Genomic DNA, 13,498 nt, shown 5'->3' with positions numbered 1-13,498 from the left:
GCTCAGCGGGCGACTGCGGGGTGTGTGGCGGCCTCGTCGGGATGCAGCCAGAGAGGGCCGTTGCCGGTGTCCAGCCGCACGGCTTGCGGGGGCGGCCACGTGCCGTCCGTCAGCAGCCGCCGCTCCGGATCGGTCAGGCTCCGGTAGCGCTCCAGTGCCTCTGCCGGGTGGAGCGGCGCGGGGGGTGGCAGCGGCCCGGGGCAGAGCTCCTCGACCGCGGCGACGTACTCCTGGAAGGGGCGCCAGCCGGGCACCGCGCGATGCCCCGAAGCGGTGCGGACGAGCAGGGTCGGCAGCGCGTACCGGTGCCCGCCGTCGGCGGTCTCCTTGGCGGTGCCGGGGTGCGGCGACCCACCGCTCGCACGGAACACCTCGGCGACCGGTCGGCGGGCCTCGTCACGATCGGCGCGCACCTGCTCCAGCACGGCCCGGGACGCGGCGTCGGAGGCCAGCCGTCCCGGGTCGAGGCCCGGCGTTCCCCGTACCGCGGACAGCGCCAGCGCGATGGTGTCCGCCGGTTCACCGACGACGAACACGGTCTCCCGCAGCCTCCGCAACACCCGCTCGGTCACGTCACCGCCCTGGAGTTCGGCGGCCTTGGCGACCAGCGAGGAGGGCCAGGAACCGGCCGGCATACGGCTGAGCCGCGCTGCCCGAGGGGCCCGGCTGTGCGAGCTGATCTCCTCGACGTAGCGCGCGTACCAGGCGGTCTCCGCCGCCGGGTCGGGCGCCGGGTCGTCGTCGTGGTCGAAGAGGATGGCGTAGGCCCGGCGCCAGCGGACCCGGCCCGACAGCGCGGCGCGCAGTGCGCGGAAGACGGGCTCCGACCCCCAGGCCCAGGGGCACAACGGGTCGGTGTACTCCACCACTTCGACCACCGGCCGCGGTCGCGGCACACCGGTCACGCGGCGTCCGTCCGGGCCGGCCCTTCGACGGTCACCCCGGGGAGCAGCGCTGCCAGGGTCACCCCGCCCAGAACCGCCGCCGCACCCGCCTCGACCTCGCGCCACACGCCCGGCAGTCCCGCCGCGGGACCGGGATAGTCCAGTCCGGCCAGTGACTCGCCGCGCAGCGTGATCAACTCACCGTCGACGGCGCGCGCGACGTCCAACAGGGTGATCTCCCCGGCGGGTCTGCCGAGCCAGTATCCGCCCTCGCAGCCGCGCTGACTGCGTACCAGGCCCGCTCTGCGCAACTCGCCGACCACGGACTTCAGGAAACGGAACGGGATCTCCTGCGAGGAGGCGATCGCCTCACACGTGAGTGGGCGGGCAGGCTCCCGGGCGAGCTCCAGCAGTGCCCGCATGGCGTAGTCCGCCTTCGCGGAAATATGCATGAGCACATCATGCCCGAGAACTCCGCCGCGACCAGGTTCCGAGCGGCCGGCAGCCTACATTGCGGGAACATTGCCGCAGGTGAAGGCCAAAGGACACCGCTTGACATCCTTTTCGCCCCGGCTCTAGCGTCCCCGCCATGAGCGAGCCGTTGACGACCGCCGGTGAAGGCTTCCACCCCCATCTCCCCGACGCCCCGGGCCACCTGGCTGCCCCTCTGCGCAGCCGACTGCACCATGTTCGCGCCGACGCCCTGGACGGCGACACCGCCCAGACCGGCGGCATGCGCAGGTTCGCGGCCATCAGCGGAAAGAACGTCGGTTCCGAGAAACTGTGGATGGGCCAGACCCACGTGGCCCCGTCGACCGCTTCCTCCGACCATCACCACGGCGAGTCCGAGACGGCCATCTACGTGGTGAGCGGCCACCCCGAGTTCGTCTTCCTGGACGACACGGGGGCGGAGCCGGAGGAAGTACGCCTGCGTACGTCCCCCGGCGACTACATCTTCGTACCGCCCTTCGTGCCGCATCGGGAGGAGAACCCCGACCCCGACGCCGAGGCCGTGGTCGTCATCGCCCGCAGCACGCAGGAGGCGATCGTGGTCAACCTTCCCCAGCTGTACGCCCTTTCGGCCGACGAGGCCTGAGAGCCCGGACCGGACGGCAGCCGACGGGTCAGATGGTGTGGTGCAGCCAGCGCTGAAGGGTGGCGTTGATGCTGCCGGGCAGCGCGCTGAGTTGGTCGATGGCCTCCCGGTCGTCCGGCAGGGGCGGGATGCCGGCCGTGGTCAGGGCCGCCTGGAGTTCAAGCCGCCGTAGGTCGCGCGGATCGAGGGTGATGGCGAGGCGCTGGGCCGGGTCGGGTGCGGGCAGGAGATAGTCCGCTTCTCCCTCCCGCCGACCGGCCCGGTCCCACTTCGGGAGCGCGGTGTCGTCGACGGCGTAGGGGTCGACGTAGGCGCGGGACGATCCGTGTTCGTAAGCAGTGGCGGTCACGCAGATCTCCTTCTCGTGGGTGCCGGTTCTGCTGGACAGGAGTCGCCGGGCGCCCGGTCCGGTTGCGGTGGGCGCGGTACATCACGCCAATGGCGTCATCGGCACTTCATCGGCTGGTGTGCTCAGCAGTCAGGCGACCGGTGAGTACGGACGCCGGCAGACTAGAAGCCGAAGTCGCTCAGCCCGGGGTGGTCCTCCGGGCGGGGGCCGAGCGGCCAGTGGTACTTGCGGTCGGAATCCTTGATCGGGACATCGTTGATGCTGGCGTGGCGTACGGCCATCAGACCGTCGTCCCTGAACTCCCAGTTCTCGTTGCCGTACGACCGGTACCAGTGGCCGCCGTCGTCGTGCCATTCATAGGCGAAGCGCACCGCGATGCGGTTGCCCTCGAACGCCCACAACTCCTTGATGAGCCGGTAGTCCAGTTCCCGATTCCACTTACGGGTCAGGAAGGCGACGATCTCGTCGCGGCCGGTGGCCCACTCGCTTCGGTTCCGCCAGCGTGAGTCCTCGGTGTAGGCGAGGGACACCTTGTGCGGATCGCGGGAGTTCCAGCCGTCCTCGGCTCGGCGGACCTTCTCGACAGCGGACTCGCGAGTGAAGGGCGGCAGGGGAGGGTTGGTCATGGCTGCTCCTGACGACTGGGCCGTGGTGCTGCGCCGCGCGTACGCCGAGTGAAAGGACACGAGAGCGTCACACCTCGGCCGACGGACCTGGCCCCGCTGAGATGAAACCGGTGTTATTCCAGGGTATGACCGACCACCGACGACCGCCCATCCGTTCGGCGGGGCGGGTGTACCCGTCGATACGCAAGGGCCCGACCATTCCATGGAACCTCTCCCACCCGGTGCGGGCCGGTCGGTGGGCCCGCACCGCGCCGGCGCCCGGGTGGTCAGCCCTGGTGGAGGGTGTTTCTGCCGGGGCCGCCGGAAAGCTTGTCCCTGCCGGGGCCGCCGTAAAGGGTGTCGTTGCCGCTGTTGCCGTAGAGCGTGTCGTTCCCGCTGTTGCCGTACAGGACGTCGTTGCCCTTGCCGCCGTAAAGCGAGTCGTCTGCGGGGCCGCCGTAAAGGGTGTCGTTGCCGTCGTCTCCGGTCAGGTCCTGGTGGTCCGAGCCGCCGTGGATGACGTCGTTGCCCTTGCCGCCCTGCGCGATGATGTAGTCGCCGTTGGCGTAGACGGTGTCGTTGCCGTCGCCACCGACGACGAGTGCCAACTTGCCCACGGAGATGGTGTCGTCGCCCGGGCCGCCGTTGATGTCGTTGCCGTCGAGCCCGAGGTTGTCGGTCACCTTGTCGTTGCCGGTGCCCAGGTCGATCCTGTTGTAGCTGTAGACCTGGCGGGTGGTGTTCTTGGAGATGACGGTGTCGTTGCCGTTGCCGAGGTCCATCTGGAGCGCGGCGTACGGGTCCTGGCTGTCCACCAGGGCGACCGTGCAGGAGACCTTGGTGCGGTCGGTGTCGACCGGGTGGACGCAGCCGCTTCCCGCGCTGACCGGGAGGACGTCGTCGATCACATAGACGATCCCGGTCCTGTCACTGGTGTACGACTCGGTGATGGCCACCTTGTTGGTCTGGCCGACGGCGGCCGTGTAAGTCAGCTGCCAGCCGTATTCATTGACAGCGGCGGTGGCCGGCAGCGCCGCGGCGCCGGCCGTGCCTGCCAGGGCGATCGGGACGGTCAGTCCTGTACCGAGGACCAGTGCCAGGGCCGAAGCGGCGCGTAAGCCGCGGCGGTTGATGAACTGAGAGGGCATTGCAGGGCCTCCATGAGGCGGGTCGCGGTTCGTTTGACGACACACAGGTGACCCGCGGTGCTTGGATTTGGTTGCCCTGTCGGTGAGCACGGGTGTCGGGATCAGCGATGCCTGGAGCCGCCGCGTGCCGTCCCGAGTTCGACCCCGCGAGGCCTGCGCGCGGCCCCGCCCGGCCCCGCGCGCCCTCCTCGGCAGGCGCGCCCTGGTCGGACAGAGGCGCAGCACTCAGGCAAGCGGCAGGTGCATGATCCTCAGGTCCAGCCGGCGACCGAACTTCACTCCGACTTCCGGCACCGTGCCGGCGTGCTGGAATCCGAACCGCTCGTGCAGGCGGATGGACGCGGTGTTGCCGGCCTCGATGCCCGCGATCATGACGTGATGACCGGCCTCGCGCGCCGAGGCGACAAGTGCGGTCATCAATGCCGTGCCGACACCGAGCCCGTGCCGCCCCTCGCGGGTGTAGACCGAGTTCTCCACGGTGTGGCGGTACCCGTCCAGTTCCCGCCACGGGCCGTAGACGGCGAAACCGGCGACCTCGCCCGCCACGTCGGCCACGAACGCCGATCCGCGCGCCAGGTGAGGGGCGAACCAGGCGGCCCCCTCGGTGAGGGTCTGCTGGGTCTGCGTCCACAGGGCCGTCGAGTGTTCGATCGCGTGGTTGCGAATGGAGAGGACGGCCTCCAGGTCGCCGGAACACGCCGGCCGTACCGTCACCGTCCTGTTCTCGTATATTGGATTCATGCCCAACATAGTAGATCCCCTGGTGGGGCAGATCGCCGCCCGCGTCCGCACCGAGCGGGAACGCCGTCGCTGGACCCTGGCGCAGCTCGCGGACGCCTCCGGCGTCTCCCCGGCCATGATCAGCCGGATCGAGCGCGGAGAGAGCAGCCCCACCGCCGTCGTGCTGGGCAAGCTGTCCGCGGCTTTCCAGCTCAGCGTCTCCTCGCTGCTGGCCCTCGCCGAGGGGGCGCACGACGGCACCGGGGACGAGACCGGTGCCGAGGGCGGCCTTCGTGCCGAGGGCGATGCCCTTGCCGAGGGCGACATCCTTGCCGCGCACGGAACCGCGGTCGTGCGCCGCCTCGCCGACGCGGCCGAGTGGCGCGATCCGGCCACCGGCTATCGACGCCGCCAGATCACCGGGCCGCGCTTTCCCGTGGAGATCGCCGAGGTCCGCCTGCCCGCCGGCGCCCGGGTGCCGTATCCGGCCGCGGCCTTCGCGTTCCTCCGGCAGGTCGTCTGGGTGCTCGACGGGCACCTGACCTTCCACGAGGGGGAGACGGTGCACGAACTCGCCGCGGGCGACACGATCGAGCTGGGCCGGCCCGCCCCCTGCACCTTCGCCAACGACAGCGACGCCGAGTGCCGTTACGCCGTCGTCCTGACCCGGGCGCCGCGGCCGTGACCCGTGCGACGCACCGGGGCGGTACCTTCCTCCTCGCCGCTGTCGCGGGTACGGCGATAGCGAACAACTACGCCCTCCAGCCCGCGCTCACCGACGTCGCCGCGCAGCTCGACGTGCCGCTCTCCGTGATCGGCCTCGTGCCGACCGCCGCTCTCATCGGCTGCATGAGCGGCTTCGCCCTGCTGCTTCCGCTGGCGGACCGTCTGGCCCCCCATCGCCTCATCGCCGGCCAGCTCACCGCTCTGGCCGCCGCCCTCGTCCTGGCCGCGTCGGCCCGCAGCGCGGGCGTGCTGCTCGTCGCCTATCTGTTCATCGGGGCGACGGCCAGTGTCGCGGCGCAGGCCGGCAACATCGCCGGCCGCGACGCCCCGCCCGAACGCCGCGCCACCGCCGTGGCCACCGTGGCCGCCGGGATGTCGGCCGGCATCCTGCTGAGCCGGCTGGCCGGAGGCACTCTCGCCGACGCTCTCGGGTGGCGGCGGATGCTGCTCGTCTTCGCCGCCCTCGTCCTGATCGACGCGCTCGCGGTCGCGCTGCTGCTGCCCGTGCGACGGCGACCGTCACGCCCCGGCGGCTATCTCGCCGTACTCGGCTCGCTCCCGCGCCTGCTTCGGCAGCACCCGAGTCTGGGCCGCGCGGTGGTCGTCGGTGGGCTGTGGTATTTCGCCTTCAACCTCGTCTGGGTCGCCCTCACCCTCGCCCTGGGCCGGCCTCCCCACCTGCTCAGCCCCACCGCCATCGGCCTGTACGGCCTGGCGGGACTCCTCGGCTTCGCCGCTCTGCCGGTCACCGGCAGGCTCAGCGACCGTTACACCCCCGGCACCGTGATCACTGCCGGCATGCTGGCCGCCGCGGCCGGAACCGCGCTGCTCGCCACGGGCCTTGACGCCCCGCCGGTCACGGCGCTCGGACTGGCCCTCTTCGACGCCGGCTGCTTCGCCGCCCAGGCCGCCAACCAGAGCCGGGTCATCGCCATCGCCCCCGACCGCAGCGGCAGCCTCAGCAGCGTGTACCTGGTGCTGTACTTCGTCGTCGGCGCCATCGGCACCGCGCTCGCCGCACCCCTGCTCGAAGCCGTCGGCTGGCGGGGCGCGTCCCTCACTGCCCTCGCGGCGCTACTCGCGGCCGCTCTCATCGGACGCGCCGGCACCCTTGCCGATGGATTCGGCGGATTCGGCGGATTCGGCGGTCCAGGTGATGGCCGGGGGCACGACCCGCGCGCACAGGGGGTTGCCGCACGCGTCCGTCAGGCCGAGGCGTCCGAGCAGTAGACCGCTGCGCGCCGCGGCGTCGAGCACCTCGGCGGGGACGGCGTCGAGCAGGAGCTTGGCGCGGCGGAACATCGCGAAGGCACCCTGTTCGTCGACGGTGCCCCAGGACAGGTAGATGAACCGACCGCCCGGGCGACCCTGCACGTAGGGGCCCTTCACATCGGTACCGGTCGGCGCGGCGGCCGTCGTGCACTCCAGGGTCCAGGTCGCGGACGCGGCGTCGCCGGGATGCGGGTCGAGGAGTCCGTCCCGGCGGTCCCGGCGTTGCACGGCGACGTGGACGTTCCGGTAGCGGTCGGTGCCGTCGGTGGGCGCGTCGGGCGGGCAGGTGAGACCTGGGAGGTCGACGGCGTCGATGCGGATACGCATGACGGCCATCATCCCTGCCCACCGCACCGCCGCACCGCCGTACACCTGAGCGTCGTACGAGCCGCCCCCAAGCCCCCACAGGGCCCCCGGCCCCCCCACCCCTCTTCCGGGAAGCCGCGCGCCATCCATTTACACGACTGTCATGCACCTGTAGTTTCCGCTGCAACAAATTTCAGGAACTTGCCGGTTCTTCTTGCAGCGTCAGGGGAAGCCATGAGACCCGCACCCACGAGCCCCGGAAGAGCGAAACCGCCACGTCCACTGCGCCGACTCCTCGCGGTCTGCGTGGCGGTGGCCGGACTGGCGGCACTGCTGACGGGCGGCCCCGTCCCCGACCCCGTCGCGCTGAGGACCGCGGCCGACACGGCGGCGAACACGGCCACTGTCTTCTACTACACGAAGACCAAGAACTGGTCCGCCACCTACCTTCACTACGCCCCCGACGGCGGCTCCTGGACCACGGTTCCCGGCATGGCGATGGACGCCGCGTGCACGGACTGGGTGAGGAAGACCGTCGACCTCGGTACGGCCACCGGCCTCCAGGCCACCTTCAACAACGGCTCCGGCACCTGGGACAACAACGCCGGCGGCAACTACGCGCTCGGCACGGGAACGATCACCGTCAAGGACGGCGTCGTCGCCCACAGCGACCCGTGCGCCGACCCGGGCACGGGCGACGGAAACCGGGCCACCGTCTACTACTCGACCGCGACCACCGGCTGGACCACGGCGAACATCCACTACGCGCCCGCCGGAGGAGCCTGGACGGCGGTCCCCGGCGTCGGCATGGAAGCCGCCTGCGCCGGCTGGTGGAAGAAGACCCTGGACATCGGCACGGCCACCTCCCTGAAGGCGGCGTTCAACAACGGCAACGGCGTGTGGGACAACAACAACAGCGCCGACTACACCATCCCGGCCGGCACTGCCACGGTCGAGGACAGGACCGTCACCACGGACGCGGTCGACCCGTGCTCCGCCGAGGAGCCGGACACCGAGGCCCCCGGCGCGCCCACCCGGGTCACGGCGACGGCCACCGGCACGTCCGTGGTGGTGACCTGGGACGCGGCGAGCGACAACAAGGGTGTGGTCAAGTACCAGGTCACGCGCACCGGAGGCACCAGGGGCACGATCGTCAGCGACGTCGGCGCCACGGTCTTCTCCGACACCGGACTCGACGAGAAGACCGCCTACACGTACACGGTGAAGGCGGTCGACGCGGCCGGCAACACCTCCCCGGCGTCGGCCCCGGCCACCGCCACCACGGGGGAGCGGGCGCCCGAACCGGCACCGGGGACCCCGCTCGGCACCGATCCGCGCAAGGACCCCATCTACTTCGTCCTCACCGCGCGGTTCTACGACGGAGACAGCGCGAACGACAGAGGCGGCAGCCAGCATGTGAAGTCCGGCAACGCCGCCGACAACGACCCCATGTTCCGGGGGGATTTCAAAGGCCTGGTCGACAAGCTCGACTACATCAAGGCCCTCGGCTTCTCGGCGGTCTGGATCACCCCGGTGGTCCTGAACCGGTCGGACTACGACTACCACGGCTACCACGGCTACGACTTCTACAAGGTCGATCCGCGTCTGGAGTCCGCGGGCGCCTCTTACCAGGACCTCATCAACGCGGCCCACGCCAAGGGGATGAAGATCTATCAGGACGTGGTCTACAACCACAGCTCCCGCTGGGGCGCCAAGGGTCTGTTCACCCCGACCGTGTACGGCGTCCGTGACAGCCAGTGGAGCTGGTACTACGACGAGAAGAGCGAGGGGTTCGAGTACGACGGTCTGACCGTCGAACCGAAGTCCGGGAAGGCGTACTACAACGGCGACCTGTGGTCCACCGCCGAACCGGCAGGCAACACCTGCCTCAACTGGGGCAAGCCCACCGGTGGCCGCAGCGCCGAGGGCTACACGCTCTACAACTGCCAGTGGCCCAGCCCCACTTCGGGCATGTTCCCGAAGGCGTACTACCACCGGTGCTGGATCGGCAACTGGGAGGGCGAGGACTCCCGCTCCTGTTGGCTGCACGAGGACCTGGCCGACTTCGACACCGAGTCGACGCCGGTGCAGAACTATCTGATCGGCGCCTACGACAAGTACATCGACATGGGAGTCGACGGCTTCCGCGTCGACACGGCCGTCCACATTCCGCGCGTCACCTGGAACCGGCGGTTCCTGCCGGCCGTCCAGGAGCGGGTCACGCAGAAGTTCGGCGCGGACGCCGCCCGCAACTTCCTCGTCTTCGGCGAGGTGGGCGCCTTCGTCAACGACAAGTGGAACCGCGGGTCGGTGAACCACTCGGCGCAGTTCTACACCTGGAAGGAACGCAAGGAGTACAGCGCCGACGACGAGGCGGCGGCTCTGGAGCAGTACACGTACGAGGAGCAACTGGGCACCGGCAGCCAGCCGACCTCGACCAACGCCTTCCTCGACGGCAACGCGTACCACACGCCGGACCACAGCAGGTTCTCCGGCATGAACATCATCGACATGCGTATGCACATGAACTTCGGTGACGCGCAGAACGCCTACAACAACGGCAAGGACTCCGACGACAGCGTCAACGACGCCACGTACAACGTCGTCTACGTCGACAGCCACGACTACGGCCCGAACAAGTCGAGCACCCGCTACAGCGGCGGCACCGACGCCTGGGCCGAGAACATGGCACTGATGTGGACCTTCCGCGGTATCCCGACCCTCTACTACGGCTCGGAGATCGAGTTTCAGAAGGGCAGGCAGATCGACTGCGGCCCGACCTGCCCGCTGGCCTCCACCGGACGTGCCTACTACGGCGACCATCTGACCGGGAGTGTCACGGTCTCGGACTTCGGCAAGGTCGACTCCGCGAGCGGCGTAGTCGCCACCACCCTCTCCCAGCCGCTGGTCAAGCACCTTCAGCGGCTCAACCAGATACGCCGGGCGGTGCCGGCCCTCCAGGCGGGCCAGTACTCCACCGACGGCATCAGCGGGGCCATGGCCTTCAAGCGCCGCTACACCAGCGGCAGTACGGACAGCTTCGCCCTCGTCACCGTGACCGGTGGCGCGACGTACACAGGCATTCCCAACGGCACCTACCGTGACGCCGTCACCGGCGACGTCAGGACCGTCACCGGCGGCTCCCTGTCCGTGGCTGCCCCGGGGCAGGGCAACCTGCGTGTGTACGTGCTGAACGGCCCCGGCAAGATCGGGACGGACGGCCCCTACCTGAAGTGACACCGGGGAAGGGTCCGGTTCTGTCACCCGGCCGTCCTGCGGATCACCCGGCGGTGATCCGCAGGAAGGCCGGCACCGCCTCCAGGAGGCAGGAGGCAGGAGACCGGAGGTAGGAGACCGGAGCGAGGAGGTGTCCGGGGCGCCGCCGGCCCGCGGTGGTGCGGCGTCTGTGACGCGGTGGAGCGGCTGAATCGGTGCATTGCCCGTGTGGTGGTCGTCGCCCAGGCTGCTCCCGAGGGCGACCACGGTCGTTTCACGGGAGGGGCTGGGTTTCGTGCTGCGTGTCCACTTCACCCCCGAAGACCTCGCCCGGGTCCGGGTGGCGAGCGCGCCCGACCCGCTCTGGGAGATCACCTGTAGCCTGCACCGGCTGCAGACCACGCGGGGGCGCTGGGCGTTCGCCGAGTGGTATCGCGAGACGCGGGCCACCCTCACCGGCACACCCCTCGGGGACGCGGTGCGCCGGCTGCTCGTCCCCGTCCTGCCCCGGGCCCCCTACCTCCCGGACTTCCTGACGCCGTTCGAAGCCGCCGACGGGCTGGAGCGGGGCTTCGCGGCGATCATCGACACCCCGCCCACCCGGGTGGCCCACGAGATGAGGATGCTGGACGAACTCAGCGGCGCCCCCGCCTGGGCGCCCCGGCTGGTGGAACGCACGACCCGTGAGGAACTCGTCAAACTCCTGCGCGCCTACCACGAGGCGGTCGTCGCACCTCACCACGACCGCATCTGTGCCGCGATCGCCGGAGAGCGCGCCCTGTGCGCCCGCGAGAACCTCGACGCCGGCGTCGACGGTCTGCTCGCCGGACTGTCCCCCGCCATGCGCTGGCAGCCGCCCGTTCTCAACGTCGACTACGTCGTGGACCGTGACCTGTATCTGAACGGACGTGGGCTGCGTCTGGTGCCGTCCTACTTCTGCTGGCACCAGCCGATCTCCCTCGCGGACGACACCCTGCAACCGGTGCTGATCTATCCCGTGCACGGCACCCGGCTCCCGAGCTCGGCGGATCCCTCCGACCGTCCCCTCGCCGCCCTGCTGGGCCGCACCCGCGCCGCCGCGCTGCGTTCGCTCGCCCTCGGCGCGACCAGCTCGGAACTGGCCCGCTCCCTGGGCGTGTCGCCCGCCACCGTCGCCCACCACACCGCCGTGCTGCGCGAGGCGGGTCTGATCATCAGCAACCGCCGTCACAACACCGTGCTCCACACACTGACCCCGCTCGGAGCGGCGATGCTCCGGCGGAGGCCGGCGATCGAGCGCGCCGAGCCGGTGGGCCGCGTCGAGTTCTAGTCAGGTGTCACGGGGTCGCAGCCGCCAACAAGAGGCCTGCTACGTCTCATGTGTCCCGCCTGTCCTCCGAGCACCAGCGGAGTAACCGCCTCCGGCCCTCGACCCGCGCCTTTCGAGACCCGTCGAAGGTCGTGGTTCGGCTCCGCCGGCTCTGCGAGCGTGTGCGGCGAACGCACCGCCGGGTGGGGCAGTCCGCCTCAGCCGTGACGACCGAAGCAGGGGGAACCATGAAGAGTGCCATCGCCGCGGGCATGCTCGCGCTCGTCTCCGCCGCGACCTGTCTCGTGCTCGCGCCCGCCGCCTCCGCGGCGCCGGCCGCCTGTGTGACGAGCACGCTCACCACCGGATCCAACGAGGGTGTGGGCACCCAGGTCAGGAAGTCGTCCACCAGCAGCTGCGGCGACCTCAACCTGACCTACAGCGACGACAAGACGCAGTACGGCAACGACGGCTACGCCGGCCGCCTCTACCACACCTCCAGCAGCAGCTGGGTCACCTGCACCGCGGGCTATGTCTGGGCCTTCGACGGCAGCCACAGCGTCAACGACTCGAAGTACTGGCTGTGCACCGACGTCTCCGACAACACCCTGTTCACGGTGGCGAGCGCCGCGAACGGCGGCGACACCGTCCGCATCACGCACTGACCCCGAACCCGGCCCGCGGGGGTGCCGTGCCGACCTGCGGCGGCACCCCCGCCGGTCATCGCGAGAGAGGAACGATCCGGATGAGCCGGACCCGGTTCCTGGTACGCGCGGCGGTCGTGGCCGCCGTCCTGCTCGTCACCGCGTGCTCGGCCGACCCCGGCCGCGCGCCCGGCACCTCGGCCAGGGCCGTGGCCCCCGCCCGCCTCGGCCACGCCCTGCCGGACGATCCCGTGCGCATGGTCCTGCCGGCCACGGGTGCCGAGACCCGGTGGACGCAGGGCCTGGACGTGTTCGGTCAGCAGGTGACGCGGGCTGCGGCAGCCACCTGCGCCGACAAGAGCGGGATCGGGCTCCCCCAGGAGCGGGTGCCGGTCGCGTTCATCCGGTTCTTCGAACTCCCCGACCTGGACTTCATCGCCCGGCACGGGATGAGCACCAGTGCCGAAGTCCCGACCCTCGCGAGTCCCTCGGGCGCCGTCCGAGCCGGTAGCGCGACGGAGGTGAGCCGCTGCCGTGCCGCAGGCACGACGGCCTCGGCCGCCCTGCGCGACCTCTATGTCCCCCTCCAGCAGCAGTGGTTCGCAGAAGTCGTCTCCCTGCGCGGCGATCCCGCCGTGCTCCACGTCCTGCGCGGCCTGCCGGACTGCCTGGCCGAGCAGGGTGTCCCGGCTCGCGACGAGCAGGGTTTCATGGCCGTGGCCGACGGCCGCCAGCAGCGTGCGGCACCTGCCGATCTCCCTGCCACCGAGGCCGAGTTGGGGGACACGTACGCGACCTGCATGCGGCCCGTCGAAGCCGTCCGCGAACCCGCCCGGCTGCGCCTGCGCGCCCGGTTCCTCGCCGACCACGCCGATGAGATCCACGAGTTGCGCAAGGCCCTCGTCCCGGCCCTGCGCACCGCCGAGCGGCGCTACGGCGTGCCCCTGGTGTTCCCCGAACCCTGACGAAGCCGGCCGCGCACGGTCCGCCGCGCATGGTCCGCCGTGCGAAGGCCGTCCGTGCGAAGGCCGTCCGTGCGACGGCGTCCGCACGAAGGCCGCCCTGCGCAGCCCGCCTCGTGCCGGCCGTCCGACGGCCCCTCGACATGGGGAGCCCTGAACTGCCCCGTCATGTGAGTCGTGTCCAAACCATTGACGCGCAGGCGCTTCGATTCTACGGTCCCGTTCGAAGTTACGAGCGCAATCCGAAATCTCGAACCACGTTCCTCTGGGGCAAGTTCTTTG

Annotated in this window: 12 protein-coding genes and 2 pseudogenes; 7 read left to right on the top strand and 7 right to left on the bottom strand. The window is 70.6% G+C overall.

Going from position 1 to position 13,498, the window contains the following annotated elements:
* Positions 1–5 precede the first annotated feature (5 nt).
* Positions 6–905, bottom strand: a pseudogene (locus ACFV0T_RS26995) (DsbA family protein); the annotation flags it as partial.
* Positions 902–1,336 carry an RrF2 family transcriptional regulator gene (locus ACFV0T_RS26990; RefSeq protein WP_385784189.1) on the bottom strand — a complete coding sequence of 145 codons (435 nt, stop codon included), beginning with the start codon at positions 1,334–1,336 and terminating at the stop codon, positions 902–904. The pseudogene ACFV0T_RS26995 and the gene ACFV0T_RS26990, both read right to left, overlap by 4 nt.
* Before the next feature lie 137 nt (positions 1,337–1,473).
* Here ACFV0T_RS26990 and ACFV0T_RS26985 point away from each other — a divergent pair, with 137 nt between their 5' ends.
* Positions 1,474–1,980, top strand: a complete 507-nt coding sequence (locus tag ACFV0T_RS26985) for a cupin domain-containing protein (RefSeq protein WP_385784186.1) — start codon at positions 1,474–1,476, stop codon at positions 1,978–1,980.
* Between the two features lie 28 nt (positions 1,981–2,008).
* On the opposite strand, the gene ACFV0T_RS26980 is transcribed toward ACFV0T_RS26985, so the two are convergent.
* The 4 genes from ACFV0T_RS26980 to ACFV0T_RS26965 form a co-directional block, all read right to left on the bottom strand.
* The gene (locus tag ACFV0T_RS26980; protein ID WP_385784184.1) at positions 2,009–2,329 is read right to left on the bottom strand and encodes a hypothetical protein; all 321 of its coding nucleotides are present in this window, start codon (positions 2,327–2,329) and stop codon (positions 2,009–2,011) included.
* Between the two features lie 161 nt (positions 2,330–2,490).
* Positions 2,491–2,955: a DUF1348 family protein gene (locus ACFV0T_RS26975; RefSeq protein ID WP_385784181.1), complete on the bottom strand. Its 465-nt coding sequence runs from the start codon at positions 2,953–2,955 to the stop codon at positions 2,491–2,493.
* Between the two features lie 266 nt (positions 2,956–3,221).
* Positions 3,222–4,082, bottom strand: a complete 861-nt coding sequence (locus ACFV0T_RS26970) for a calcium-binding protein (protein ID WP_385784178.1) — start codon at positions 4,080–4,082, stop codon at positions 3,222–3,224.
* Between the two features lie 225 nt (positions 4,083–4,307).
* Entirely contained in the window at positions 4,308–4,823 is a 516-nt protein-coding gene (locus tag ACFV0T_RS26965) for a GNAT family N-acetyltransferase (RefSeq protein WP_385784175.1), read from the bottom strand.
* Here ACFV0T_RS26965 and ACFV0T_RS26960 point away from each other — a divergent pair.
* Positions 4,822–5,487 carry a helix-turn-helix domain-containing protein gene (locus ACFV0T_RS26960; protein WP_385784173.1) on the top strand — a complete coding sequence of 222 codons (666 nt, stop codon included), beginning with the start codon at positions 4,822–4,824 and terminating at the stop codon, positions 5,485–5,487. The genes ACFV0T_RS26965 and ACFV0T_RS26960 overlap by 2 nt on opposite strands.
* Positions 5,445–6,524 (top strand): annotated as a pseudogene (locus ACFV0T_RS26955) (MFS transporter); the annotation flags it as partial. The gene ACFV0T_RS26960 and the pseudogene ACFV0T_RS26955, both read left to right, overlap by 43 nt.
* 78 nt (positions 6,525–6,602) lie before the next feature.
* Here the strand turns inward: ACFV0T_RS26955 and ACFV0T_RS26950 are convergent.
* Complete coding sequence (locus tag ACFV0T_RS26950) at positions 6,603–7,127, bottom strand: DUF5990 family protein (protein WP_385784171.1); 525 nt, start codon at positions 7,125–7,127, stop codon at positions 6,603–6,605.
* A gap of 213 nt (positions 7,128–7,340) precedes the next feature.
* Here ACFV0T_RS26950 and ACFV0T_RS26945 point away from each other — a divergent pair, with 213 nt between their 5' ends.
* The 4 genes from ACFV0T_RS26945 (at position 7,341) to ACFV0T_RS26930 (ending at position 13,219) form a co-directional block, all read left to right on the top strand.
* Positions 7,341–10,343, top strand: a complete 3,003-nt coding sequence (locus ACFV0T_RS26945) for a carbohydrate binding domain-containing protein (RefSeq protein ID WP_385784168.1) — start codon at positions 7,341–7,343, stop codon at positions 10,341–10,343.
* A gap of 274 nt (positions 10,344–10,617) precedes the next feature.
* Positions 10,618–11,631, top strand: coding sequence for an ArsR/SmtB family transcription factor (locus ACFV0T_RS26940; protein WP_385784165.1), 1,014 nt, complete (start codon positions 10,618–10,620; stop codon positions 11,629–11,631).
* Between the two features lie 227 nt (positions 11,632–11,858).
* The gene (locus ACFV0T_RS26935) at positions 11,859–12,275 is read left to right on the top strand and encodes a hypothetical protein (protein ID WP_385784162.1); all 417 of its coding nucleotides are present in this window, start codon (positions 11,859–11,861) and stop codon (positions 12,273–12,275) included.
* A gap of 80 nt (positions 12,276–12,355) precedes the next feature.
* Complete coding sequence (locus ACFV0T_RS26930) at positions 12,356–13,219, top strand: hypothetical protein (RefSeq protein WP_385784159.1); 864 nt, start codon at positions 12,356–12,358, stop codon at positions 13,217–13,219.
* The last annotated feature ends 279 nt before the right edge of the window (positions 13,220–13,498 follow it).

This window comes from Streptomyces sp. NPDC059582 (genome assembly GCF_042735715.1).
In the GTDB taxonomy this organism is placed as follows: Bacteria; Actinomycetota; Actinomycetes; order Streptomycetales; family Streptomycetaceae; genus Streptomyces.
The sequence above is the reverse complement of the archived record's forward strand: the minus strand, read 5'-3'. Positions and strand labels throughout refer to the sequence as shown.

What these genes read in the sequence shown, in the direction of transcription:
- ACFV0T_RS26990 (WP_385784189.1), bottom strand. Translation starts at nt 1,336, where the DNA reads ATGCATATTTCCGCGAAGGCGGACTACGCCATGCGGGCACTGCTGGAG.
- ACFV0T_RS26985 (WP_385784186.1), top strand. Translation starts at nt 1,474, where the DNA reads ATGAGCGAGCCGTTGACGACCGCCGGTGAAGGCTTCCACCCCCATCTC.
- ACFV0T_RS26975 (WP_385784181.1), bottom strand. Translation starts at nt 2,955, where the DNA reads ATGACCAACCCTCCCCTGCCGCCCTTCACTCGCGAGTCCGCTGTCGAG.
- ACFV0T_RS26970 (WP_385784178.1), bottom strand. Translation starts at nt 4,082, where the DNA reads ATGCCCTCTCAGTTCATCAACCGCCGCGGCTTACGCGCCGCTTCGGCC.
- ACFV0T_RS26960 (WP_385784173.1), top strand. Translation starts at nt 4,822, where the DNA reads ATGCCCAACATAGTAGATCCCCTGGTGGGGCAGATCGCCGCCCGCGTC.
- ACFV0T_RS26965 (WP_385784175.1), bottom strand. Translation starts at nt 4,823, where the DNA reads ATGAATCCAATATACGAGAACAGGACGGTGACGGTACGGCCGGCGTGT.
- ACFV0T_RS26950 (WP_385784171.1), bottom strand. Translation starts at nt 7,127, where the DNA reads ATGCGTATCCGCATCGACGCCGTCGACCTCCCAGGTCTCACCTGCCCG.
- ACFV0T_RS26945 (WP_385784168.1), top strand. Translation starts at nt 7,341, where the DNA reads ATGAGACCCGCACCCACGAGCCCCGGAAGAGCGAAACCGCCACGTCCA.
- ACFV0T_RS26935 (WP_385784162.1), top strand. Translation starts at nt 11,859, where the DNA reads ATGAAGAGTGCCATCGCCGCGGGCATGCTCGCGCTCGTCTCCGCCGCG.
- ACFV0T_RS26930 (WP_385784159.1), top strand. Translation starts at nt 12,356, where the DNA reads ATGAGCCGGACCCGGTTCCTGGTACGCGCGGCGGTCGTGGCCGCCGTC.